General features: G+C 71.3%; 21 protein-coding genes. 3 read left to right on the top strand and 18 right to left on the bottom strand.

The window, feature by feature from the left end; translation table 11 throughout:
• Window positions 1–188: 188 nt before the first annotated feature.
• The 3 genes from OG285_RS22525 to OG285_RS22515 all read right to left on the bottom strand — a co-directional run bounded on the left by OG285_RS22525 (window position 189) and on the right by OG285_RS22515 (window position 3,067).
• A complete protein-coding gene (locus tag OG285_RS22525; RefSeq protein ID WP_371792021.1) occupies window positions 189–1,904 on the bottom strand; it encodes a beta-N-acetylhexosaminidase in 1,716 nt (571 codons plus the stop codon).
• A 182-nt stretch (window positions 1,905–2,086) separates the two neighbouring features.
• Window positions 2,087–2,380 carry a DUF3039 domain-containing protein gene (locus OG285_RS22520; protein WP_164266014.1) on the bottom strand — a complete coding sequence of 98 codons (294 nt, stop codon included), beginning with the start codon at window positions 2,378–2,380 and terminating at the stop codon, window positions 2,087–2,089.
• 30 nt (window positions 2,381–2,410) lie between these two features.
• Window positions 2,411–3,067 (bottom strand): YqgE/AlgH family protein, encoded by a 657-nt coding sequence (locus tag OG285_RS22515; RefSeq protein WP_356833144.1) that lies wholly within the window; start codon window positions 3,065–3,067, stop codon window positions 2,411–2,413.
• Window positions 3,068–3,338: 271 nt separating this feature from the next.
• On the opposite strand from OG285_RS22515, the gene murA reads away from it, so the two are divergent.
• On the top strand, window positions 3,339–4,685 hold the full coding sequence (gene murA / locus OG285_RS22510) for a UDP-N-acetylglucosamine 1-carboxyvinyltransferase (RefSeq protein ID WP_164266016.1): 1,347 nt from the start codon (window positions 3,339–3,341) through the stop codon (window positions 4,683–4,685).
• Window positions 4,686–4,759: 74 nt separating this feature from the next.
• Here murA and OG285_RS22505 read toward each other — a convergent pair whose 3' ends face one another.
• The 4 genes from OG285_RS22505 to OG285_RS22490 are packed head-to-tail and all read right to left on the bottom strand — an operon-like array spanning window position 4,760 to window position 8,662.
• Window positions 4,760–5,809, bottom strand: a complete 1,050-nt coding sequence (locus OG285_RS22505) for an ABC transporter ATP-binding protein (protein ID WP_356833141.1) — start codon at window positions 5,807–5,809, stop codon at window positions 4,760–4,762.
• Entirely contained in the window at window positions 5,806–6,633 is an 828-nt protein-coding gene (locus OG285_RS22500) for an ABC transporter permease (RefSeq protein ID WP_371792020.1), read from the bottom strand. The genes OG285_RS22505 and OG285_RS22500 overlap by 4 nt, the downstream gene beginning before the upstream one ends.
• Complete coding sequence (locus tag OG285_RS22495; RefSeq protein ID WP_356833137.1) at window positions 6,621–7,517, bottom strand: ABC transporter permease subunit; 897 nt, start codon at window positions 7,515–7,517, stop codon at window positions 6,621–6,623. Before OG285_RS22495 ends, OG285_RS22500 begins: the two co-directional genes overlap by 13 nt.
• 2 nt (window positions 7,518–7,519) lie before the next feature.
• Window positions 7,520–8,662 carry an ABC transporter substrate-binding protein gene (locus OG285_RS22490; RefSeq protein WP_371792019.1) on the bottom strand — a complete coding sequence of 381 codons (1,143 nt, stop codon included), beginning with the start codon at window positions 8,660–8,662 and terminating at the stop codon, window positions 7,520–7,522.
• A 263-nt stretch (window positions 8,663–8,925) separates the two neighbouring features.
• Here OG285_RS22490 and OG285_RS22485 point away from each other — a divergent pair, with 263 nt between their 5' ends.
• Window positions 8,926–9,684 carry a GntR family transcriptional regulator gene (locus tag OG285_RS22485; protein ID WP_356833132.1) on the top strand — a complete coding sequence of 253 codons (759 nt, stop codon included), beginning with the start codon at window positions 8,926–8,928 and terminating at the stop codon, window positions 9,682–9,684.
• The gene (locus OG285_RS22480) at window positions 9,681–10,367 is read left to right on the top strand and encodes an HAD family hydrolase (RefSeq protein WP_371792018.1); all 687 of its coding nucleotides are present in this window, start codon (window positions 9,681–9,683) and stop codon (window positions 10,365–10,367) included. Before OG285_RS22485 ends, OG285_RS22480 begins: the two co-directional genes overlap by 4 nt.
• Window positions 10,368–10,532: 165 nt before the next feature.
• Here the strand turns inward: OG285_RS22480 and OG285_RS22475 are convergent, their stop codons facing one another.
• The 11 genes from OG285_RS22475 to OG285_RS22425 form a co-directional block, all read right to left on the bottom strand.
• On the bottom strand, window positions 10,533–10,814 hold the full coding sequence (locus tag OG285_RS22475) for an HU family DNA-binding protein (RefSeq protein ID WP_003968811.1): 282 nt from the start codon (window positions 10,812–10,814) through the stop codon (window positions 10,533–10,535).
• Window positions 10,815–11,115: 301 nt separating this feature from the next.
• A complete protein-coding gene (locus OG285_RS22470; RefSeq protein ID WP_371792017.1) occupies window positions 11,116–12,549 on the bottom strand; it encodes an NAD-dependent malic enzyme in 1,434 nt (477 codons plus the stop codon).
• Between the two features lie 515 nt (window positions 12,550–13,064).
• On the bottom strand, window positions 13,065–15,506 hold the full coding sequence (locus OG285_RS22465) for a UvrD-helicase domain-containing protein (RefSeq protein ID WP_371792016.1): 2,442 nt from the start codon (window positions 15,504–15,506) through the stop codon (window positions 13,065–13,067).
• 136 nt (window positions 15,507–15,642) lie between these two features.
• A complete protein-coding gene (locus OG285_RS22460) occupies window positions 15,643–16,224 on the bottom strand; it encodes an ABATE domain-containing protein (protein WP_356833124.1) in 582 nt (193 codons plus the stop codon).
• 135 nt (window positions 16,225–16,359) lie between these two features.
• Complete coding sequence (locus OG285_RS22455; protein WP_356833122.1) at window positions 16,360–16,899, bottom strand: GNAT family protein; 540 nt, start codon at window positions 16,897–16,899, stop codon at window positions 16,360–16,362.
• Between the two features lie 73 nt (window positions 16,900–16,972).
• Window positions 16,973–18,127, bottom strand: coding sequence for a uroporphyrinogen-III synthase (locus OG285_RS22450; protein WP_371792015.1), 1,155 nt, complete (start codon window positions 18,125–18,127; stop codon window positions 16,973–16,975).
• 165 nt (window positions 18,128–18,292) lie between these two features.
• Window positions 18,293–19,210: a hypothetical protein gene (locus OG285_RS22445; protein WP_371792014.1), complete on the bottom strand. Its 918-nt coding sequence runs from the start codon at window positions 19,208–19,210 to the stop codon at window positions 18,293–18,295.
• A 100-nt stretch (window positions 19,211–19,310) separates the two neighbouring features.
• Window positions 19,311–20,558, bottom strand: a complete 1,248-nt coding sequence (locus OG285_RS22440; RefSeq protein ID WP_371792013.1) for an acyltransferase — start codon at window positions 20,556–20,558, stop codon at window positions 19,311–19,313.
• Window positions 20,555–22,720 (bottom strand): glycosyltransferase, encoded by a 2,166-nt coding sequence (locus tag OG285_RS22435; protein ID WP_371792012.1) that lies wholly within the window; start codon window positions 22,718–22,720, stop codon window positions 20,555–20,557. Before OG285_RS22435 ends, OG285_RS22440 begins: the two co-directional genes overlap by 4 nt.
• Window positions 22,721–22,797: 77 nt before the next feature.
• The gene (locus tag OG285_RS22430; RefSeq protein WP_371792011.1) at window positions 22,798–23,478 is read right to left on the bottom strand and encodes a hypothetical protein; all 681 of its coding nucleotides are present in this window, start codon (window positions 23,476–23,478) and stop codon (window positions 22,798–22,800) included.
• Between the two features lie 191 nt (window positions 23,479–23,669).
• A complete protein-coding gene (locus OG285_RS22425) occupies window positions 23,670–24,662 on the bottom strand; it encodes a LysR family transcriptional regulator (RefSeq protein WP_371792010.1) in 993 nt (330 codons plus the stop codon).
• Window positions 24,663–24,703 lie beyond the last annotated feature (41 nt).

The raw sequence follows: 24,703 nt of genomic DNA, 5'->3' as shown, positions 1-24,703 counted from the left end.
TCCGGACTGCCCGACGGGAGGGTCCGCGAAGGGCAGATCCATCCCTTCCCAGACTGAACGTCCGCATTCACGCGGGATTGCCGCGAAGTGCCGATTACCGCTCTTCTGCACCCGTTGCCTGAGTTGTTCGGCCCGGCGGTTCATGGTTCCGGAGCGCCCGGGACTTGGTACACACCTTGCCCGCACGCTCACACGTTTGGGGGCGCCCCCTCGATCGGGCGTCCGAGAGCCGCGGCGGCCATGCCCTCGGGTGCGGGCCGCTGCTGCGAGGGCAACGGGCCGCCGGGCGGACGGTACTGGACACCGAGCGCGTCAAGTCGGGCGTAGTGCGCGGCCATCCGCCGGCCGAAGTCCGCGAAGTCCCGGGCGGCCGGTTCCGGCAGCGCCGACCAGGCGACCTCCGCGAAGGCCGCGAGCCTCGGGAACACCTGGTAGTCCACCCGGCTCTGGTTCTCCATCACCTCGGTCCAGACGTTGGCCTGGGTGCCGAGGACATGAGCCGCGGCCTCGGGACCCAGCTGCGGCGGCACGGGCTCGAAGCGGTAGACGTCCTCCAGGGTGCGGACGTAACCGATGGGCATCGGCTCGTCCTCGCCGCCGTCCTGCCGGTGGTCCAGGTACACCTGCTGCTCGGGGCACATGACGACGTCGTGCCCTGCCTCGGCCGCGGCGATCCCGGCCGCGTAACCGCGCCAGGACGAGACGGCTGCACCCGGTGCGAGACCGCCCTCCAGGATTTCGTCCCAGCCGATCAGACGCCGGCCACGCTCGGCGAGCCAGCGGTCGAAGTGCAGGATGAACCAGGACTGGAGTTCGTCCTCGTTGCCCAGCCCCAGTCCTTCGATGTTCGCCTGCGCGGCCGCGGACTCCTTCCACTGGTCCTTCGGGCACTCGTCGCCGCCCAGGTGGATGAAGGTCGAGGGGAAGAGGGCGAGGACCTCCTCCAGCACGCCTTCGTAGAAGCGCAGCGAACTCTCCGTCGGGGCGAGCACATTGGGGTTGACGCCCCAGGTGTCCCAGACGGTGAGGGCGGCCGTGTCGATGACATCGGTGTTGCCGAGCTCGGGATAGGCGGCGATGGCGGCCTGCGAGTGGCCCGGGATGTCGATCTCGGGAACGACGGTGATGTGCCGCTCTGCGGCGTACGCGACGATCTCGCGGATGTCGTCCTGGGTGTAGTAACCACCGTGCGGCTTCTCGTCCCAGAGCGGTGACGCGCGGTGGCCCCACTTGGTACGGGCGCGCCAGGCGCCGACCTCGGTCAGCCGCGGATAGCGCTTGATCTCGATGCGCCAGCCCTGGTCGTCGGTGAGGTGGAAGTGGAAGACGTTGAGCTTGTGGGCGGCGAGGAGGTCGAGGTAGCGCAGGACTCCCTCCTTGGGCATGAAGTGCCGTGCCACGTCGAGCATCATGCCGCGCCAGGCGAACCGGGGGCTGTCCTCGATGGCGCAGGCGGGGATCCGCCACGCGGCGCCGGGGCGCAGCGGCGCCCGCCGGAAGGCGTCGGGGCCGAGCAGCTGACGGAGCGTCTGCGCACCCCAGAAGAGGCCGGCCGCGCTGCCGCCGCGCAGACGGACTCCGCCGCTGTCGACGGACAGCGTGTAGCCCTCGGAGCTGTCGCCGCCCCGGTCACCGGGCGTACCGGGGTCGATCCGCAGCCGGACGGTCCCGGCCGTGGAGCACTCTCCGGAACCAGAACCAGAACCAGAACAGGAACCGGAATCAGAACCGGAATCCGCGCCGGCGCCCAGGGGCAGACCGGTCGCGTCACCGAGCACCTGCCGCAGCCACCGGGCGACCCCCTCGGTACCGGGTCCGGCGTCGATGACCGTGGCGGCGTCCAGCGTGAACGCGCCGCCGTTCTCCGTGTCCTGTGCGCCGAGGGGCGCGGGAATCAGATCCATGCGCCCATCCTGCCGGACCCACCGGCAAGTGGCATAGACCAATTCGCCGGTCAGCCGGTCAGGTTCTCAGGCCGGTCGGCACAGCCGTACGGCGGTCACGGCCCGCCTCCCGGAGGAGGCCGCAGCCGCGCCGCACGCGTACGAAGGAGCGAGGCGGGAGCGGGGTGGGGCAGGAGCGGGGGCTACTTCTTGCCGCCGTCCTTGCCGCCCTTGTCCTTGTCGCCTCCGGCGCCCATGGACTCGTAGATCTCCTTGCACATGGGACAGACCGGATACTTCTTCGGGTCGCGGCCCGGCACCCAGACCTTGCCGCAGAGTGCGACGACCGGCGTGCCTTCCAGCGCGCTCGCCATGATCTTGTCCTTCTGGACATAGTGGGCGAAGCGCTCGTGGTCGCCGTCGCCGTTCGACACCTGCGGCGTCGGCTCTACGAGGGTCCCCGTACCTGCCCCGCGCTCGGGCTCAAGAGTGCTCATGAGGGCCAAGGGTACTGACTCATTCCGCCTTCAGTTCAGCGAAGGGTCGTCCGGATAGGTGGCGATCATCGCCAGACCGCTCCGCTGGCGCCTCAGCACCGACCGCCACAGCCTCTCCGGGGCGGGCGACGACACGTCGCCGGGCTCCGAATCCACCACGTACCAGGCCCCCGCCGCCACCTCCGCGGCCAGCTGTCCCGGGCCCCAGCCCGCGTAACCGGCGAAGATGCGCAGCGAGCCGAGCGCCGCCGCGAGCAGTTCGGGCGGGGTCTCCAGGTCGACCAGGCCGATCGCGCCGTACACCCGCCGCCAGCCGATGGGGTCGTTCCGGTCCGCGCGGCGCCGCAGCCCCGTGGCCGCGTCGCCCCACGGCCGGCGCCGGGGGGTGGGCTCGTCGATGCCGGCCGGCTCGGACGCCTTGCCGCCGCCGGGGATCACCGCGATGCCCAGCGCCGAGTCAAGCGAGACCGGGCCGCCCTGGAACACGACCCCGGGCTCCCCGGTGAGCTGCTCCCAGCCCGCCAGGATGTCACCGACGCCGACCGGGGTCGGGCGGTTCAGGACCACTCCGAGCGAGCCCTCCCCGTCATGGTCGAGGACGAGCACCACGGCACGGTCGAAATTCGGGTCCGCCAGGGCGGGAGTGGCCACGAGCAGCCGCCCTGTGAGCGAGGACACCTCCGTCATGGCACACATGATCCCGCACATCCGCGTTCCGTGGGGCGCCGGGCCGGGAGCGCGCACCCGGCGCAGCTCAGCGCGGGAGGAGCACGGTCCTGCGGGCAGCGGCGGCGGGCCCGGGAGCGGCGGCGGGCCGTGACCGATCCCGTACGGAGCGTGTTGTAGCGAAGTCATGACGCACGACAGTCCCCCTTTGCCTTATGGAAGGGGGGTGTTCGCCCCTTACCCTTTGAGACTGCCCCTCTGTCCACCCTCCCTCCACCGGAACGCGAGATTCATGACCGGCACTGGCACCGACGATGTCCTGCTCGTCCACGGCGGCAACCCGCTCGAGGGCGAGATCCGCGTTCGCGGCGCGAAGAACCTCGTGCCCAAGGCGATGGTCGCCGCCCTCCTCGGCAGCGGTCCGAGCAGACTGCGCAATGTGCCCGACATCCGGGACGTACGGGTCGTGCGCGGGCTGCTCCAGCTGCACGGTGTGACCGTCCGCCCCGGTGAGGAACCGGGTGAGCTGATCCTCGACCCGTCGCACGTCGAGAGCGCCAACGTGGCGGACATCGACGCCCACGCGGGCTCGTCGCGCATCCCGATCCTCTTCTGCGGCCCGCTGCTGCACCGTCTGGGTCACGCGTTCATCCCCGGTCTCGGCGGCTGCGACATCGGCGGCCGGCCGATCGACTTCCACTTCGAGGTGCTGCGCCAGTTCGGCGCGACGATCGAGAAGCGGGCGGACGGCCAGTACCTGGAGGCCCCGCAGCGGCTGCGCGGCTGCAAGATCCGGCTGCCCTACCCGTCGGTCGGTTCGACCGAGCAGGTGCTGCTGACGGCCGTGCTCGCCGAGGGCGTCACCGAGCTGTCGAACGCCGCCGTGGAGCCGGAGATCGAGGACCTCATCTGCGTACTGCAGAAGATGGGCGCGATCATCTCGATGGACACCGACCGGACCATCCGGATCACCGGTGTCGACCAGCTCGGCGGCTACAACCACCGGGCGCTGCCGGACCGTCTGGAGGCCGCGTCCTGGGCGTCGGCCGCGCTGGCGACCGAAGGCAACATCTATGTGCGCGGCGCGCAGCAGCGCTCGATGATGACCTTCCTCAACACCTTCCGCCGGGTCGGCGGTGCCTTCGAGATCGACGACGAGGGCATCCGCTTCTGGCACCCGGGCGGCCCGCTCAACGCCATCGCCCTGGAGACGGACGTCCACCCCGGCTTCCAGACCGACTGGCAGCAGCCGCTGGTGGTGGCGCTGACGCAGGCGAGCGGGCTCTCCATCGTCCACGAGACGGTGTACGAGTCACGGCTCGGCTTCACGTCCGCGCTGAACCAGATGGGCGCGCACATCCAGCTGTACCGCGAGTGCCTGGGCGGTTCGGACTGCCGCTTCGGCCAGCGCAACTTCCTGCACTCGGCGGTCGTCAGCGGCCCCACCAAGCTGCAGGGCGCCGACCTGGTCATCCCCGACCTGCGCGGCGGCTTCTCGTATCTGATCGCGGCGCTGGCGGCCCAGGGCACGTCCCGGGTGCACGGGATCGACCTGATCAACCGCGGCTACGAGAACTTCCTCGACAAGCTGATCGAGCTGGGCGCGAAGGTGGAACTGCCGGGCGCGGCACTGGTCTGACCCACCTGGCCGGACGGGCACACCGAAGGCTGCGCGATACACCCGCAGCCTTCGGCACCGCACCGCACCGCACCTCACCGCTCGGCGACGAGCACCGGATTCTCGTGCGGTGAAAGCGTGCAGCGGGCCCCCACCGTGAGCTGCCCGGCCTCCCAGCTGGGCAGGTCGGCCTTGAGCGCGAGACCGCTGTCCGTGGTGAGGTGCAGCCGGGTGGTGGGCCCCAGGAAGGTCGCCACCCGGACGGTCGCCCCGGTCCCCCCGTCCGCGTCCGCCGCCCCGACCGCGAGCCCTTCCGGCCGCAGCAGGACGTCGACCTCGCGGCCGGTGGCCGGCGCGTCCCCGTGGATGGGGAGCCGGCGCCCGAAGAGCTCCACGACCCCGCCGTCACGGACCGTGCCCGGCAGCCGGTTCATCGTGCCGACGAACTCGGCCACGAACGGCGTCGCCGGACGCTCGTACAGCTCGGACGGGGCCGCGCACTGCTCCAGCCTGCCGTCCTTCATCACGGCGACGCGGTCCGCCATGGACAGCGCCTCCTCCTGGTCGTGCGTGACGAAGACCGTGGTGATGGCAAGCTCCAGCTGGATACGGCGGATCTCCTCGCGCAGCGTGAGCCGCACCTTGGCGTCCAGCGCCGACAGCGGTTCGTCGAGGAGCAGCACCTGCGGCTGGACGGCGAGCGCGCGGGCCAGGGCCACGCGCTGCTGCTGGCCGCCGGAGAGCTGGTGCGGGTAGTGGTCCCCGCGACCGGGGAGGCCGACGAGTTCGAGGAGTTCGGCGGAGCGCGCCCGCCGCTCGGCCGCATTCTTGCCGCGCACCCGCAGCCCGTACGACACGTTCTCGGCGGCCGTCATGTTCGGGAAGAGGCTGTACGACTGGAACACCATGCCGATGTCGCGCCGGTGGGCGGGGACGGAGGTGACGTCCCGGCCGTCCATCAGCAGTTCGCCGCTGTCCGCGGACTCGAAACCCGCGATGATGCGCAGCGCGGTGGTCTTCCCGCAGCCGGAAGGTCCGAGGAGTGCCACCAGTTCGCCGGGGCCGATGTCCAGGTCGAGACCGGCGAGCGCCACCGTGGGGCCGAAGTCCCTCCGCAGGTTCCTGAGTTGTACGGGAACACTCATCGTGTGGCCTTCCTTCGGTTGCGGCCGCCGGCCAGGGTGGTGAGCAGGAGCAGCAGCCCCCAGCTGATCAGAAGGCTCAGCATCGCGGCGGCGACGGAGAGCTGGGCCTCGCTGTCGCCGACCTGCACCATCCACACGGCGAACGGTGCGAAGCCGAGCACGGAGGCGACGGTGTACTCACCGAGCACCATGGCCAGGCTGAGCACGGCCCCGCCGATCACCGCGGAGCGCAGGTTCGGTACGACGACCCGCAACAGGGTCTGGGTGCGTGAGGCACCGAGGCTCCGGGACGCCTCGACGAGCGTACGGAGGTCGACGGCGCGCAGCCCCGCGTCCAGCGAGCGGTACAGGAACGGCAGCGACATCACCGTGTAGACCAGCACGAGGATCAGCGGGAAGTCCTTGTTCTGCAGGGCCTGGAAGGTCCCGTAGAGCGGGGTCGTGGCGAGGTCCTGCTGCCAGGAAAGGACGGTGCTGACGCCCGCGACCAGGGCGATCGGGGGCACCACCAGCGGCATCATGGAGAGGATCTCGACGGTGCGCCGGAGCCCGGGGAAGTACAGGGCGACCGCGACGGTCGTGGGCACCATCAGGGCGAGCCCGAGGACGACGGTGGCGAGTCCGAGCCCCAGTGAGAGCAGCAGACTGCTGGTCATCCCGTCGGAGCCGAGGCCCTTGGTGTACGGGTCGAAGCTGATCCCGTCGGCGTTGTCGACCGTGAACCAGAGCGAGGCCAGGACCGGTACCAGGAAGTAGAGCGCGGCCAGCACGAGCACCGGTCCGCGGGTGCGCCCGGCCGTGCCTGCTGTCGTCATCCGAGCCATCGGGCACTCCGTCGCTGCAGCGGGATCTGTACGGCCATCACAAGGAGCGCGATCACGACCATGTTGAGGCTCATGGCGAGCGCCAGGTTCTCCTGCCCGGCCAGCACGTTGCCGTTCAGGGCGTTGGAGATCTGGAGGGTGATCAGCGGTACCGAACTCCCCGTCATCACCGCCGCGGTGGCCTGCGAGGCGAAGGCGGTGCCGAACATCAGGACCGCGCCGCCGAGCAGCGAGGGCGTCAGCACCGGGATGCCGATGTGCAGCCAGAACTGCCGGCGGGTGGCTCCGCAGGACGCGGCGGCCTCCTGCCACTGGGTGCGCAGCCCGTCCAGCGCCGGCAGCACGGTCACCACCATCAGCGGGATCATGAAGTAGAGGTAGGCGAGCACCAGGCCGGTGAAGCTGTAGAGGCTGAAGCCGGTGGAGCGCAGCGACAGCAGCCTGGTGAGCGTGCCGGTGGTACCGAGGGTGGCGATGAAGGCGAAGGCGAGCGGCGCGCCGCTGAAGTTCGCGAAGACCCCGGAGGCCGCGACGACGGCCTTGCGCAGGGCGGGGCGCTTCGACGTGGCGACGGCCTGGGCGATCAGCGCACCGAAGACGGTGGCCAGCAGGGCGCTGACGACGGAGAGTTCGATGCTTCCGGTCAGCCCGGTCGCGTACGCCCCGGAGAGCGAGTTGCTGACGTTGTCGGTGCCGAACCGCGTCGCGCCGCTCGGGTCGGAGACCATGAACGCGTTGTACGCCATGGTCCCCGCGGGCAGGCCGAAGCAGAGGGCGAGGAAGACGAAGAACGGGAGGACGGCGGGCCAGCGGTGGCGGCCCCGGCGGCGTACGGCCGGTTTCGCCTCAGCGACGACGGCCGTACCGACGGCTTGGTCGGCCATGGTCAGCTGACCGCCTTGGCCCAGCCCTGCACGACGGCCTCCTTGGCCTTGGCCTCCTGGGCGGGGCTCGCGGTCTTCGCGGTTCCCTCCACGTGCGGAAGTGCCTTGGCGGCCTGGTCGGCGGTGCCGTTCTTCTCCATCACGTCGAGCAGGGCGGGCCGGGAGAAGCCGCGCAGCCAGATGTTCTGGCCCTCGGTGCTGTAGAGGAACTCCAGCCACAGGCGGGCGGCCGCCGGGTGCGGGGCGTACTTGTTGACGCCCTGGTTGTAGTAGTTGGAGTACTGGCCGTCGGCCGGGGCCGTGACCTTCCAGTCGACGCCCTTGGCCTTCAGCTTCGCCGCGTAGCCGAGGTTGAGGTAGTCCCAGTCGATCGAGATGGGCGTCTCGCCCTTCTGGATGGTGGCGAGGGTCGACTCGGCGGGGACGTAATTTCCCTTCTTCTTGAGCTCCTTGAAGAAGTCGAGGCCGGGCTGTACGTCGTCGAGGGAGCCGCCGTTGGCCAGCGAGGCGGCGAAGACCGCGGCCAGCGCCGAACTGGACTCGCCCGGATTGCCGTTCAGGGCGACCTTGTCCTTGTACTCGGGCTTCAGCAGGTCCTTGAAGGTCTTCGGGCAGTGCGTGACGGCCTTGGCGTCGCAGCCGATCGAGATGTAGCCGCCGTAGTTGTTCAGGTACGAGCCGTCGGCCTGCTTCTGGGCCGCGGGTATGCCGTTCCAGCCGGTGACCTTGTACGGGGCGAGCAGCTTCTGCGCCTTGGCCTGCTGCATGTACGCGGTACCGAGGTCGAGCGCGTCGACGGCCCGGTCCTGGCCCTTGCGCTTGGCCGCCGCGTTGAGCGCCTGCTGGCTGCTGCCGCCCGGGTTCTCGTTGTTGACCTTGATCCCGTACTTCTTCTCGAAGGCCGAGATCATCTCGCCGTAGTTCGCCCAGTCGGGGGCGAGCGCGTAGACATTCAGCGTGCCCTCCTTCTTGGCCTCCTTTGCGAGGGCCGCCATCCCGCCGAGATCCGCCGCCGAGGACGCCTTCGCCGCCTTGCTGTTCGCGGCGTCGGCGATGGGGGCGGCCCCGCAGCCGCTGGCCACCGCCGCGGTGGCGAGCACGGCTGCCGCGATGCCTGCGAAGCGGGCCGGTCGGGATGGGTTCACGTTGTACTCCTGCGATTCAAGGCCAGCCACTTGTCTGGACAAGCCATCAGTCAGTAAGCCTGGGCAAGCTAACAGCAAGACGATCGTCAAACAACCCCGAACGATCCTAAAAACCGCAGGTCAGAAGCGTTATATAAGTTTTGGTTTAAGATGGCGAGGATCGGTGAGACACATACCTCGAACCTCCGTGGGATGCATGACGGTGTGTACAGATGGCATGATCAGCCGTCGCCCGGAACCCCGGGCCCAGCAGGAGGAGTGACGTGCCCCGACGGCATCAGCAGATCGCCGACTCTCTCCGCCGTGACCTCGCGGAAGGCCGGTTTCCGGTCGGTTCCGCACTGCCGTCGGAGACCGAACTGGCAGCCGTGCACAGCGTCTCGCGCGGCACCGTCCGGCAGGCCCTGGCGACGCTGCTCGCCGAGGGGCTGCTCGGATCCCGGCAGGGCACGCGCCACACTGTGCTGAGCACCACACCCAGTCAGAGCTTCACCGAACTGCGGAGTTTCGCGCAGTGGGCGCGGGCCGGCGGGCATCTCCCGGGCGGGCTCGTCCTGGACTCCGTACGCGGCGGCGCGAGCGCCGAGGAGGCCGCGCTGCTCCAGCTGGCACCCGGCGACCGTGTGCTGCGCGTCCTGCGGCTGCGCACCCTGGACGGCGCCCCGGTCCTGCTGGAGCGCACGGTGTACGCGGGCTGGACGGCCGATGCCGTCGAGGCCCTGCCCGCCGACTGCGAGTCCGTCACCCAGCGGCTGCTCGACGACACCGGGCTGGTCTTCGCGCACGGGGAGCACCATCTGGACGCCGTCGCGGCGGGCACCACCGAAGCCCGCGAACTGCGGGTGCGCCGCGGCAGCCCGCTGCTGCGGGTGCGGCGCACCACGCTCACCTCCGACGGGCGGCCCGTCGAGACCTCGGACGACCGCTACCGCCCCGGCTCGGTCGTCTTCACCGTACGCAACTCCATACAGGCCAATCCCCTGGCCCGTACCGCACCGGAACAGAAAAGCGAGCCCTCATGACGCTCCCCGCGGCGCTGCTGTGCGACATGGACGGCACCCTGGTCGACACCGAGCACGCCTGGCTCCAGACCGTCGCCCGGCTGCTCAGCGCGGAGGGCGTCCCCGCCGGGCCCGGTGTCGTGGCCGCCTACGCCGGGGCCGCGGTGGCCGACGCGGCGGAACGCGCGGTCCACGAGCACGGCGTCGGTCTGACGGTGGCCGACGCCGCGGCCCGTCTCGACCGGGACTTCACGGCCGGTGTGGCCTCCGGGGTCACCGTCCAGCCGGGCGCCCTGCGCCTGCTCGACCAGGCCGCGGCGCTGGGCATCGCGGTGGCCCTGGTCACCGCGTCCGAGCGGCATGTGGCGGACATGGTGCTCGACGCGCTCGGGGCGCACCGGTTCGCGACGTCCGTGGCCTCGGGCGAATCGGCGCGCGGGAAGCCCCACCCGGACCCGTATCTGGCGGCAGCGGCGGCGCTGGGCGCGGACCCGGCCCGCTGTCTGGCCGTGGAGGACACACCGACGGGGGCAGCGGCGGCGCTGGCCGCGGGGTGCCGCCTGCTGGCGGTCCCCACGGTCCCGGGCATCGCCGCGGGGCCCCGCACCACCGTCGTGACCTCCCTGACGGGCGTGGACCTGCGGATGTTCCGCGAGGACGGCGGCCGGGACCGGAACGAGGCCGCCGGGACCCGGCCGGCCTGAGGGCGCTCGGCCCGGTCGGTCCGGTCGGTCCCATCGGTCCGGTCGGTCCCATCGGTCCGGTCGGTCCGATGGGACACAGTCCGACGACACTCGTCCGGACATGCCGGAGGGCGGCCCACCCTGACCGGGTGTGGCCGCCCTCCGTTCTGTGCTCTGCGCTTGGGACTACTTGCCCTTGGCGGCTTCCTTGAGCTTCGAGCCCGCGGAGACCTTCACGCTGTAGCCGGCGGGGATGTTGATCGGGTCGCCGGTCTGCGGGTTACGCGCGGTGCGAGCGGCACGGTGGGTGCGCTCGAAGGTCAGGAAGCCGGGGATGGTGACCTTCTCGTCGCCCTTGGCGACGATCTCGCCGACCGTCTCGGCGAGAGCGGCCAGAACGGCGTCGGCGTCCTTACGAGTCACCTCGGCACGATCGGCCAGGGCGGCCACCAGCTCACTGCGGTTCATGTTGTTACTCCCGTGTTCTTCTTGCCTGTAAGGCGTGAGATCGAAGCCGATGCTGCCAGGGCCCTAGGACAGTCCCCGGACCCGGGTCTGACGTCAGACCCTCGCGCCCGAATATGCATCCTGCCCCCACCAACGGCGGGAAAGCCAATCCGGCACTCACCGGAGTCACACGAACGCGTCACTGTCCCGGGACGGTGACGCTCCGTCGACTCCGTGAAACCCGGCTGTGGGCGCCCAGGGGCTCATTTCCCGCCACCCTAAAGGGGCGTTTGGGGCGGTGAGTCCCGCGACGCGCCGAGCGTCAGGCGGACGTGGGCGCCGACACCGTCACACCGGCCGCCTTCGCGGCCGACCTGACGGCTCCCGCGACCGCCCCGGCGACCTTGTCGTTGAAGACCGAGGGGATGATGTAGTTGGCGTTGAGCTCGTCCGCGCCGACGACATCGGCGAGCGCGCCCGCGGCGGCCAGCATCATCTCGGTGTTGACCGTCCGGGACTGGGCGTCCAGCAGACCGCGGAAGACACCCGGGAAGACCAGCACGTTGTTGATCTGGTTCGGGAAGTCCGACCGGCCGGTGGCCACAACTGCCGCCGTCTGGCGGGCGATCGTCGGGTCGACCTCGGGGTCCGGGTTCGCGAGCGCGAACACGATCGCGCCGTCCGCCATGGCCGCGACGTCCTCGCCGTCCAGCACGTTGGGAGCCGAGACACCGATGAAGATGTCGGCGCCGACCATGGCCTCCTTCAACGTGCCGGTCACACCTTCGGGGTTGGTGTTGTCGGCGATCCAGCGCAGCGGCGACTCGGGCGTGGCGTCGACCAGGTCCTGGCGGCCCGCGTGCACCACACCGTGGATGTCGGCGACGACCGCGTGCTTGACGCCCGCGGCCAGGAGCAGCTTCAGAATGGCCGTACCGGCCGCTCCGGCGCCGGACATGACCACCCGGACCTCGCTGAACTCCTTGTCGACCACGCGCAGCGCGTTGGTCAGCGCGGCGAGCACGACGATCGCGGTGCCGTGCTGGTCGTCGTGGAAGACCGGGATGTCCAGGGCCTCGCGCAGCCGGGCCTCGATCTCGAAGCAGCGGGGCGCCGAGATGTCCTCCAGGTTGATGCCGGCGAAGCCGGGCGCGATGGCCTTGACGATCTCCACGATCGCGTCGGAGTCCTGGGTGTCGAGGCAGATCGGCCAGGCGTCGATCCCGGCGAAGCGCTTGAAGAGGGCCGCCTTGCCCTCCATGACCGGCAGCGCGGCCATCGGGCCGATGTTGCCGAGGCCCAGCACCGCGGAGCCGTCCGTCACCACTGCAACGGAGTTGCGCTTGATGGTGAGCCGGCGGGCGTCCTCGGGGTTGTCCGCGATCGCCATGCAGACGCGCGCCACACCCGGGGTGTAGATCATCGAGAGATCGTCACGGTTGCGGATGGGGTGCTTGGACGCCATCTCGATCTTGCCACCGAGGTGCATCAGGAAGGTACGGTCGGAGACCTTCCCGAGCTCGACCCCCTCGATGCCCTTGAGCTGCTGGACGATCTGGCTGGCGTGGTCGGTGGAGGAGGCGGCGATGGTGACGTCGATCCGCAGCTTCTCGTGACCGGAAGCCGTGACGTCGAGGCCGGTGACCGAGCCACCGGAGGACTCCACGGCCGTGGTGAGCTGGCTGACCGCGGTCCCGCTCGCGGGAACCTCCAGACGCGCCGTGATCGAGTACGAGACGCTGGGCGCCGTTGCCATGGCCGACTTCCTTTGCTTTTCCCTGGTTGTTCAGTAAAACGCATCCGATGGTCGCACCTACCAGCCAGTAGCTGGTAATGAGGCCTCCGATTCGGAAAGTGTTTTCCACCATACGAGAAAGCGCCTGGTCGGGGAAGCCCCCGGAGCCGGACGGTCCGCAGAAACATGCGCCCGGGACGGTCACAGCGCGTCACAGAACCCGCTGGAGCACGCCGAACACGCCGTACCGCACCGGAGCACGCCACGCCCCGCCGGATCGGATCACAGAAAAGGTCCGCACCACCCGGAAGCGGTACGGACCTTCTTCAACTGAGTGACACCGGCCCGCCATGCTCGCCTCGCGGCAAGTGGTCGCTCGAAGCGACGAAGGTTGGGCCCGGGGGCTTGGATCGAGCCGGTGTCACCGCCCAGGTTAACAAACCACCCGGGAAAGTGATTCCCCTGCGAGATATTGACTCCCGGTCCGCCGCCGGGACCCGTAGCCCCGTCGACGGGACCCCGGCGGAGCAGGGACGTCAGTCCCGCAGCAGATCCGGTACGCCGTCGCCGTCCGGCGCGTCTCCCGCCGCCGAGACCACCGTGAGCTGCTGTGTGGCACGGGTCAGCGCCACGTACAGGACCCGCAGCCCGGCCGGCGACTCGTCCGCGATCTCCGCGGGCGACACCACGACCGTCGCGTCGTACTCCAGCCCCTTCGCCTCCAGGCTGCCCAGCGCCACCACCCGGTCCCCGAGACCGGCCAGCCACTTCCTGGCCTGGTCGCGCCGGTTCATGGCGACCACCACCCCGACCGTGCCGTCGACCCGGTCGAGCAGCAGCCTGGCCTCCTCCCGGACCGTGCCCGCCAGGTCCCCGTCCGGCACGACAGCGAAGCGCGGCTCGACCCCGGTGGAACGGACCGCCGACGGCGACTCCATGCCGGGCATGGCGAGCGCCAGCACCTTCGCCGCCAGCTGGGCGATCTCCGCCGGATTGCGGTAGTTGACGGTCAGTGTGAAACGGCGGCGCGGGCGGGCGCCGAGCGCCTCGTCGCGGGCCTCGGCCGCCTCCTCCGGGGCCGACCACGACGACTGGGCCGCGTCGCCCACGACCGTCCAGGTCGCCTGGCGGCCGCGGCGGCCGACCATCCGCCACTGCATGGGCGTCAGGTCCTGCGCCTCGTCGACGATGACGTGCGCGTACTCGGTGCGCTCCTGGGCCAGCCGCTCGGCCCGCTCCCACTGGGTCTCCTCGCGGTGCGGCATCAGCTCCTCCAGACCGGTGAGCTGGTCCAGCGGGTCGTACTCGCGCTTCTTCCGGGGCCGGTGCGGGGTGCCCAGCAGCGCCTGGAGCTCGTCCAGGAGCGCCACGTCGTGCACCGAGAGCGCCTCGCGCCGGAGCGAGCGGGCCAGCTTGCGCACCTCACCCTGGTTGAGCACCCGGCGGGCCCAGCGGCCGAGCCTGCGCTCGTCGGCCATCGCGGCGAGCACCCCGCGCGGGGTCAGCTCGGGCCACCAGGCGTCCAGGAATTCGATGAAGCTGTCCTCGTTCGACACGTCGTCGTCGAAGGACGACCGCAGCTCGGCGGCCAGTTCCGGGTCACCCGGGTACGAGGACGCGCCCCGGGTCCGGCCGCCGGACTTGGACCACAGCGCGTCGAGCAGCAGTCGACGGGCGCGGGGGCGCAGCAGGTTGAGGGGCGCCGTGCCGCCGAGGACGTTCTGGCGGATGCGCCGGAGCTCGTCGGATTCGAGTTCGAGCCGGCCGCCGAAGGCGACCACCCGCAGCCGGTCCGGAGTGACGGGGGACGACGGCGCCTCCTGCGCGGCCTGCGTACCGGCCGGCCGTTCCGGCTCCCCCGGTGCTTCCACGTCGCCGAAGGCCAGCTGCCCGTCTCCTCCCCGGCCCCCGGCGCCGCCGCGGGTCCGCTGCCGTGCCGGGCGCTGCGCCGGGTTCTCCAGCGCCCCGCGTGCCGCCTTGCGCAGCACCTGGAGCATCCGGGACGAACCCTTGACGCGGGCGACGGCCGGATCGTCGTACGCCGTCGCCTCCGCGCCGTCCACCAGCGAGCCGACCGCCCGGATCGCGACCTGGCCCTCCTCGCCGAGCGAGGGCAGCACGCCCTCCGTGTACGCCACGAGCAGCGGCGTCGGCGAGACGATCAGGATGCCGCCCGCGTACTTGCGCCGGTCCTGGTAGAGCAGGTACGCGGCGCGGTGCAGCGCCACGGCCGTCTTGCCGGTGCCGGGGCCGCCCGCGACCTCGGTGACGGACGCGGCGGGGGCCCGGATCACCAGGTCCTGCTCGGCCTGGATGGACGAGACGATGTCGCGCATGGTGTGGCTGCGGGCCTGCCCGAGCGCGGCCATCAGCGCGCCGTCCCCGACGACGGCCAGCGGGGCGCCGTCCAGCGCCGCCGTCAGCTCGGGGCGCATCAGGTCGTCCTCGACCCCGAGGACCTGGCGGCCCTTGGAGCGGATGACCCGGCGGCGGACGACCCGGCCGGGGTCGACCGGGGTCGAGCGGTAGAACGGCGCGGCGGCCGGGGCGCGCCAGTCGATGACCAGCGGCGAGTAGTCGGAGTCCAGGACCCCGATCCGGCCGATGTGCAGGGTCTCGGCGACGTCGGCGGTGTCGTCGGGGCGTACGGCGTCGTCGGCCGGCTCGACGGCGGTGTACGCGCCGTCCGGGCCCTTCTTGCCGTCCTTGCCCTGGAGCAGGTCGATACGTCCGAAGAGGAAGTCCTCGAACTCGTTGTTGAGGCGGTTGAGGTGGATACCGGCCCGGAAGACCTGGGCGTCCCGCTCGGCGAGTGCGCCAGGCGTGCCGACCTGGCCGCGCTGGGCGGCGTCGTTCATGAGGAATTCAGCCTCGTGGATCTTCTCCTCGAGGCGTCGGTACACCTGATCGAGGTGCTCCTGCTCGGTTGCGATCTCGCGGTCTCTGACCGAGTCGACAGCGGCGTCCTGCGCGGCCACTGAGGCCCCCTTCTTGCATGCATTGGGCGACCGTCAACCCTATGCGAAGGGGGAGCGTATGTCAGGCGCCGTTCCGTCGGGCCTTCCTGCGGTCGTCCTGCGGTCGTCCCGGCTGCGTCCTGCGGCGCCGGACCTCTCAGGCGCGGGCCGCCACGGCCGCCCTGCGGCGGTGCCTGGCGACCCGCTCGCGGTTGCCGCAGACCTCGCTGGAGCACCAGCGGCGGCGGCGCCCCCGGGAGGTGTCGAGATAGAGCCGCCGGCAGGTGTCGCCCTCGCACTGGCGCAGCAGCGCCCGGGCCCCGGGGTCGGTGAGCAGTTCGACGGCGTCGCGGGCGACGACGGCGAGCAGGGCGTCGCGCTCGGGGACGGCGGTCAGCTCCCTGACGAGGCGGCCGCCCTCACCGCGAACCGCCCGCAGCCCCGGGGGTGGGCCCGCCGCACGGGCGTTGACCTCGGCCAGGGCCCGCTCCGCCGGACGGCCCGCGACCTCGGCCAGGATCAACTCGACCACGTACGTACGGAGTTCGGTGAAGGCGTGCAGCCAGTCGGTGCCGAGCGCCGGGAGCGGGGTACCGGCCGGGACGAGTCCGGCGCCGGTCAGCCAGGCGGCGAGCCGCCGCCCGCAGTCGAGTTGTTCAACGGCATCCGTCCCTGTCGCCACCAGGTCCAGGCAGATGCGCCCGGAGTCGAACCGCAGCTCGTACGCATGCGAACCCATACCTCTTACAGTGCCCGGCGACGTGCCGTGCCGTAACCCCCGCCACCGGGCGCGCTTGAGACCTGCTGCTGACGGGGCTCGGCCGACGGGTCCGGGCTGACGGGTCCGCGCTGATGGGTCCGGGGCTGACGGCCCTCAGTTGCGGTCGTGCAGGATCCGCTGGAAGAACCGGTGGTCACGCCATTCGCCGTTGATGTGCAGATAGCGGGGCGCCATCCCGTAGGTCTCGAAGCCGCACTTGGCGAGCACGCGCTGCGAGGCAACGTTGTCGAGCAGCGTCGCGGCCTCGACACGGTGCAGCCCGAGATCGTCGTGGGCGATCCGGCAGACCTCCTCGGCCGCGCCGGACGCCACGCCGCGGCCGGTGCAGCCGGCGTCGACCCAGTAACCGAGGACACCGCTCAAGAGCGGACCGCGGACGATGTTGTTGAGGGCGATGCTCCCGACTATGTCCCCGGTGCCGGTCTCCTCCAGCACCCACTGCATCGCCCGCCCGGCCTCCTGTTCGGCCAGCGAGATCCCGACCCGCTCCCGTTGGCCGGCGGCGGTGTAGAAGAAGTCGGACCTGGCCGGGTCCGTGGGGCGCATGTGCTCACGGTTGCGGTCCAGCACGGTGGCCAGGGCTTCGGCGTCGGAGAGCTCGACCGGACGCAGCCGGATTCCTTCGGTCATCATTCCGGCACGGTAGCGCCGGGGGCGCGCCGCCCGGCCGCCGGGTCGGATCGGCTCTCGTTCGCGGCGGACCGGATCAGGGAGCGGAGTCCGGCGTGCGGGCCGGGTCGACGGCCAGCCGGTAGCCCCGCTTGACCACCGTCTGGATCAGGGCCGGCGACCCGAGCGCCGTCCGCAGCCGGGCCACGGCCGCCTCCACGGCGTGCTCGTCGCGGCCCGGCCCCGGGAGCGCCGCCAGCAGTTCCGCACGGGACACCACCCAGCCGGGGCGGCGTGCGAGGGCCCGGAGCAGGGCCATTCCCGCCGGGGGTACGGAGTGGAGCGCACCGTCCACCAGGACCGCCCGGCCCCGGATCCGGACCTGGTGGCCCGCGACGGACAACTCGGCTGCCCGGGCGGGGAGTTCCTCGCAGAGGACCTGTACGAGCGGCCCGAGCCGGAAGCGTTCCGGCTGGAGCGTGTCGATACCCTGCGCCTGGAGCGGCAGCGCCGTGACCGGCCCCACACAGACCGCCGGCACGTCCTGGCGGAGCGCGGCGACCAGGTCGGCACGCAGCCCGCGTGTTTCCGCGCGGGCCAGCAGAGAGGTGGCGGCGGGCGCGCTGGTGAAGGCCAGGGCGTCGACCGACCCGGCGAGCGTCGCGTCGATCAGCCGGTCGAGCGGGCCGATGTCCTCGGGCGGCATCCACCGGTACACCGGTACGCCGATGACATCCGCGCCCGCGCCCCGCAGCGCCTCGACGAACCCCGTCAGCGGCTCACCGTGCAGCTGAACCGCGACCCGGCGGCCCGCGACGCCCTGCGCGAGCAGCCGGTCGAGCACTTCGGCCATCGACTCGGAGGCGGGCGACCATTTCTCCCGCAGTCCGGCCGCCCGGATCGCGCCCTTGACCTTGGGCCCGCGGGCGAGGAGCTCCGCACCGTCCAGCCGCTGGAGCAGCGCCTCGCCGAGGTCCCAGCCATCGGCGGCCTCGATCCAGCCACGGAAGCCGACCGCGGTGGTCGCGATCACGATGTCCGGAGCTTTTCCGATCAACTCATGGGTAGCAGAACGGAGTTCGCTGTCGTCGGCCAGTGGCACGATGCGCAGGGCAGGCGCGTGCCGGACCACGGCGCCCCGCCGCTGGAGCAGTGCGATGAGCTCCTCCGCGCGCCGGGCGGCGGTGACGCCGACAGTGAACCCGGCGAGTGGGCCCTGCTCGGATGGTTCGGATGGTGCGGTGTCGTGCATGGCGCGTGAGCCTCCCAGGAGCGCGTGACAGTGGCTGAGCTGCGGCGTTGCCAGGACCGGGTCCGTAGGGCGACGGTATACCGCCGGGGCCGCGGCGGAACAAGCAGAGCAGGGGAGGCCCCGGGCGGGGGCGCGATCCAGGCGATCCGGGCGAGGCGCTCGCCGTCAGTGCTGTGGCGGCTGCCCGTACGCCGGCGGCGGGCCGAACGTCTGGGGGTGCCCCGGATTCGGCTGCGGCTGCGGATTCGGCTGCGGCTGCGGATTCGGCTGCACGTAAGCCTGCGGATTCGGCTGCGCGTACGGCTGGGGCTGCGCGTACGGCTGGGGCTGTGGCGTCGGCTGGGTGCCGTACGGGCCGGGAACCTGGCCGTTTCCGCCGTACGGGCCGGGCGGCTGCGCACCGTACGGCCCGTGGGCGGAGGTTCCGTACGCCCCCTGGGCAGGTACCCCGTACGGTCCGGCAGTCATCTGGCCACCCTGATAAGGGAGTTGGGCACCGGGTGGCAGGTAGCGCAACCGGCCCGATTCGTCCGTCAGCGGTACGAAGCCGTGCGACTGGAGCCGCGCGGCGAACTTCTTGTGGCGGCTGCGGTTGACGAAGAGGCTGACCACGAAGACCGCCATCAGCGCCACCCAGACGATCCCCGCGATCAGGTAGGAGGGGGCGTCCCCGCCGAGCCGGTAGCCCAGGATCACGACGGCGACCGTCGAGCCCAACGCCCCGTAGAGGATGCGCTGTTCGGCGTTCTTTCCGGTCAGGTCGAACTTCAGCCGCGCCTTGAGCAGTTCGACGGCGTCCTGCTGGAAGGGGGGCAGCGGTCCGCCCTCAGCGGCCTGCGGGTAGTTCGACCGGTGCCACGCCGCGCGCTGCTGGGCCTGCGGATCGAGGTCGGGAACGAGCTGCATCTTGAGCACGCTGTGCCGGCCGCCGGAGTGCCGGGCGTCCAGGTAGCGGTATCCGAACTGCTCCGCGATGAAGGCGAGTCGGGCCAGTTTCCTCACCGATGACATCGGACTCGTGAGCTCCATGGGCTCCCCGGTCGCCATATGCCGGAACATACGGCGCATTTGCAGACTGCTCACGTGTACCGCTCCCCCTCCGGGCCGCTGCTGAGCCCGCTGTCGAACCACCGTTCTACGTCCCGTACAGCGGAATCGTCCAGCCGGTCAGGAGAACGTCAGGTCAGCCGCCCGGTCGTGCCGGAGCGCGGCCGCGCCGTCCGCCGTCCGGCCAGAGGCGCGGGCGGCGTCCGGCCGCCAGGTCCTCGATCCAGCCGACAGCGAGCACGGTCAGCCCGATCAGTGGCCAGACCGCGAGGAACATCCACACGTTGTACGTCGCGGTCAGCGCCGAGTCGAACCGGCCCTCGATGAACGGCACGTCGTACAGCTGGTCGACGACCGGCACGGTGGCCATGATGAGGGCGTTGTGCCAGAGGTAGATGGTCACCGCGCGGTTGTTGGTGAGCGTGATCACCTTGTCGAACGGGTCCAGCCTGGGTGGGAGTTGACGCCAGGAGGGCGAGTACGCGAGGAGCAGCGCGCAGGCACCGAACGACCAGGTGGCCTGGGCGAGCGGGATGTCGTTGAGGTCCCAGCCGTCGGGACCGAGATGGCCGTGCGCCCACCAGAGGCCGAACGCCATGACCGGGACGGCGCACGACACCAGGAAGTAGCGCGGCACTTTCTTGAGCAGCCCGTCCTGATGGGCGAAGCCCAGGATCCAGCAGGAGCCGTAGACCGCGAAGTCGGTGAGGGCGAGGCCCGGTTCACCGGGCACCGTCACCACTCCGGTCCCGATGACCGCGGTCAGCGCGAGCGGGGCCAGCAGCGTGGGCCAGGGCACTCTGCGGAAGGCTCTCAGCAGCAGCGGCGACAGCAGCACGAACCAGAGATAGGCGCGCAGGTACCAGAGCGGGCCCACCGCCTGGTCGGGCCAGTCCTGATCCAGCCAGCCGGAAGCGGAGCCGATCGAGTCGGGGTAGGGCGGGGCGCCGACCGGCACGAGGTAGAGCAGCACCTTGGTGACGGAGGGCCGCCACCCGGCGTACGCCATCATCCCCACCATGAGCGCGCCGAACGCCCACATCGGCGGCAGCAGCCGGCGGATCCGGCCGCGGATGACCGCCAGAGCCGGGCGGCTCAGGGAACGGGCCATCAGGGAGCCGGCGAGGGCGAACATGACGCCCATCGAGGGAAAGACGACCGACAGCCAGGCCCAGCCGAACAGGTGGTAGAAGACGACGCGGACCAGGGCGGTGGTGCGGAGCAGATCGAGATAGCGGTCGCGGCCGGGCGCGGGGCGGGGTGTGGGTGCGGCGCCGGGGCCGGGTGTGGGGCCGGGCACGGGTTCAGGCGCTGTCCGGGTCGGCCGGAAGGCCGGTGCGGGACCGGGTACGGCCGGGACGGACGCCGGTGTGGTGGCGGTCATGCGACGGGGCTCCGGTTCTCGCTGGGACGGTTCTCGCGGGGGCGGTTCTCTCCGGGAGGAGCCTGGCTGGGACGGCTGCGGTGGGACCCGACCGGGGCCGCGACCACTCCGGTGCGGCGCAGCTTCTGCCAGCGCAGTCGGCCGCCGGTGAGAGCAGTGATCCACGACTGGAGCAGCACGACGTACATCAGCTGCCGGTACAGGATCTGCTGGAGCGGCAGCGAGATGAGATGGCGCGTCCGTTCGCGGTCGAGCCGGAACGCGTACGCGGCACATACGGCCTGGAGGGAGAGCACGGCCAGCCACGCGAGCACGGTCCTCTCCGTCGGGCCGAAGATCAGCCCGTACAGCAGGAAGACGTCGATGAGCGGGGCCAGCAGCGGCGCCAGCACCATGAAGAGCGCGACCAGCGGCAGGCCGACCCGGCCGAACCGCCCGGACGGCCCGCGCTCGACCAGGGCGCGGCGGTGCTTCCAGATCGCCTGCATGGTGCCGTAGGACCAGCGGTAGCGCTGCGACCAGAGCTGCTGGACGCTCTCGGGGGCCTCGGTCCAGGCGCGGGCGTTCTCCGCGTAGACCACGCGCCAGCCGTCGCGGTGCAGGGCCATCGTGATGTCGGTGTCCTCGGCGAGGGTGTCCTCGCTCAGCCCGCCGACGCGGTCGAGGGCGGTCCTGCGGAAGGCGCCGACGGCTCCGGGGATGGTGGGCATGCAGCCCAGGACGTCGTACATCCGGCGGTCCAGGTTGAAGCCCATCACGTACTCGATGTGCTGCCAGGCGCCGATGAGGCTGTCCCTGTTGCCGACCTTGGCGTTCCCGGCGACCGCGCCGACCGCCGGGTCGCCGAAGGGCCGCACCAGTTCGCGCACGGTGGCCGCTTCGAAGACGGTGTCGCCGTCCATCATCACGACGAGGTCGTGCCGGGCGTGCGCGATGCCGTTGTTGAGGGCGGCGGCCTTGCCCGCGTTGTGCTGGCGCACGACCCGGACGCCGGGCAGCCGCAGCGCTTCCACGAGGTCCGCCGTGCCGTCCGTCGAGCCGTCGTCGATGACGACGACCTCGACGGGGTGGTCGCTCCCAGCGAGCGAGCGGACCGTACTGACGATGCAGGCGCGTTCGTTGAACGCGGGGACCAGCACCGAGACGGGTTCGGTGACCGGCGGCCCCCAGCGGAAGCCGGGTGCGCGGACCTTGCGGGCGTGGACGAAGGAGAGCACCAGCATCAGTCCGAAGCGGGCGAACACCAGGACACCCACGACGGCGAGGCAGCCGATCAGAATGCCGGAGACGTCGTCGGAGAGCCCGACGGCGAAGACGAACGCCTTGCCGCGCCACAGTTCGGCCCCGCTGACCGGGGTCTGTGCGGAGGGCGCGCCCAGGGCGTCGGTGAGGCTGGCGAACTCGTAGCCCCTGCTCTGGAGTTCGGGCAGGTAGTGGCCGAGCGCCGCGACGGTCTGGGCGCGGTTGCCGCCCGAGTCGTGCATGAGGACGATCGCACCGCGACCGCCCTTGGGGGTGGCGTTGCGCAGGATGGCGGGGACGCCGGGCCGCTGCCAGTCCTCACTGTCGATGGAGTCGAGCACGGTGATGTAGCCACGGCTCCCGATGTACTTCACGACCGGCCAGTTCTTGTCGTCCAGCGCGTCGGCGAACGACGAGTAGGGCGGCCGGAAGAGCGAGGAGCGGATACCGGCGGCGCCCGCGAGGGCCAGCTGGGTCTGGGAGAGCTCCCGGTCGATACGGCTCTTCGACTGGTACGAGAGGTCGGGGTGGTTGAAGGTGTGCACACCGACCTCGTGTCCCTCGTCGACCATGCGCCTGACCAGGGCCGGGTAGCGGGAGGCCATGGTGCCGGTGACGAAGAAGACGGCGTGCGCGTGGTACTTCTTCAGCTCGTCGAGGACCTTCGGAGTCCACTCCGGGTCGGGTCCGTCGTCAAAGGTCAGGACGATCCGGTGGTCGGGGATGCGCAGGCTGGTGGGTGCACCCCTGCCCCGGGCGTCGATGACCGGGCCGCCGCCGAGGATGCGGTCGGGGACGCCGCCGGTCGGGGCCGGTGGCCGGACCCGGTGGTCCGCGACGATCTCGCTGTGGACGTAACCGCGCATCACGAGCATGCCGAAGAGCGCGACGAGCAGGAGCAGCGGCAGGAGGTACCGCATGGGCGGCCTGCGCCGGAGGGGCCGCTTGACGCGGGCGGGGGTTGTTGACCGGGCGGCTTTCGGCCCTCGGACGGTTCTCATTGCTTACGGTGCGCTCTCTGGGGGTGCGGACTGCCCGGGTCCGTTGCGGACTGCCCGGGTCCGGGCGGTGCGGTCGCGCTGCCCGACGGGGCCGGTGCGGACGGGGCCGGCGTACGGCCGCCACCGGACGGCGGAGCGGACACCACCGGCGCCGGAACCGTGGATCCGCCACCGGGGACCCGGACGGGCGGCGCGGGCTTGCGGGACGTGCCGGACCCGGCAGCCTTGCCGGACGGGGCGCTCCGGGCACCGGGGGCTGCGGGCACAGCACGTACCCCGTGGGAGACAGCGGTGGCCGGTTTCGGCGCTCCGGTGGACACGGCGTCCACCGACACGGGCGCCGGCGTCGCCCCCGGGACCCGCTGCCCCGGTGCGGGAGACGCCACAGGTCCGGCTGGAATCCTGACGGTATCCGCCTTCTTCCCGGTGGCCGGCCCGGGGATCAGCAGCCAGGGGGCGGCGGAATCCCCGCCGAAGACGGCGAACACCAGCAGCACCGCGTAGGAGGCGCAGGCGAAGGCGATCAGCCAGCCGATACGCCGGTACTTCCGGCCCCGGCGACCACTCGCGTCCACGAAGACGGGGCTGTCGGCGACGGGCACATCACCACCACCAGAGGTGGTCAACTCCCGTCCCGGTCGGTCGAGTTGAACCGTCACGTCATGCGGCTCACGCATGCGCCCGAAACGGGCGCCTTCTCGCCATTTTTCCACCACTGTCCACACATCCCCCCAAGGTCGATTCACCGCGCGTCATGGATCGGACGGACAACCGCCGGACCGAGTCCCCACTCAGGCCCGAACGCCCCCTGCCGTGCTCGTCCGGTGGGCGAATCTAGCGCAGCTTCAAGCCACTTCAGGACGCTTGTTCACAGTTGCTCATATAGACCCCTGATCTGCCCGCATATCGCCATGTCCACGGCAGGGAGCCAGGCCCCGGCAGGCCGGTCCAGCCAGCCGTGCGCGGCCACACCCTCGTCAATCGCCTGGTGAAGGGCGCTGAGTCCCGGGTGCCGCAAGGATTTTCGCCAGACGAGCGAAACAGGTGACAGCGGTACGGGATCGACCAGAGGACGGAGCGCCATGCCCGCAACCCCGACGAACTCCGTGCTCGCCAGCACCGACCAGCGGCGTCTGCGCATCACGCGCGCGAACTCCTCCTCGCCGTCGATCTCCGGGAACGGCTCCGCCAGGGCGATCCCCCGCCCGGCGAACAGCCGGGCCGCCAGATCGGTCCACTCCGCCGTGGCCGGATTTCCCGCCGCCGCATAGAGCGTCTCCCCCGCCAGAGCGGCCAGCGGAACCTCGGTGAGGGCGGCGAGAGGGTGCGCGTCGGGCAGCAGGACCGCCATCCGCTCGAACCGGACCGGCCGGTGGTCGAGCAGATCGAGCACCTCCGGGGCGAGCCCGGCGATCCGGCCGGCCGAGACATCGAGGCGGCCCGCCACGATCTCCGCCGCCCCGCCGGTCAGACCGCTGTGGAACCGCGCCACGAACTCCACATCGGGCGCGACCTCGCGGGCCCGCGCCAGCACCCGGGAGGCAGTGCTGACCGGGGCCCCCACATCGACCAACAGGGGGCGTTCGTCATGGGTCCAGGCCGCCGCCAGTTCGCCGTACGCCGCGAGCACCCGCCGGGCGTAGGGCAGCAGCCGCACCCCGTCGGCCGTGAGCGAGACCTGCCGGGTGGTCCGTACGAACAGTGCGGCCCCCAACTCCCGCTCCACCCGGCGCACATCGCGGCTCAGCGCCTGCTGTGCCACATAGAGCCGGGCAGCGGCACGGGTGAAGTGCAGATCCTCCGCGACGGCGACGAAGGCACGCAGCAGACGGGGCTCGATGTCCGGAAGGCGCTGTGACATCCGCCGAACTTACAACGCATGCGCGTCAATCGGCCCCGAAC

The sequence above is a fragment of the Streptomyces sp. NBC_01471 genome (genome assembly GCF_041438865.1).
GTDB lineage: Bacteria > Actinomycetota > Actinomycetes > Streptomycetales > Streptomycetaceae > Streptomyces.
This window is presented reverse-complemented; position numbering and strand designations above follow the sequence as displayed.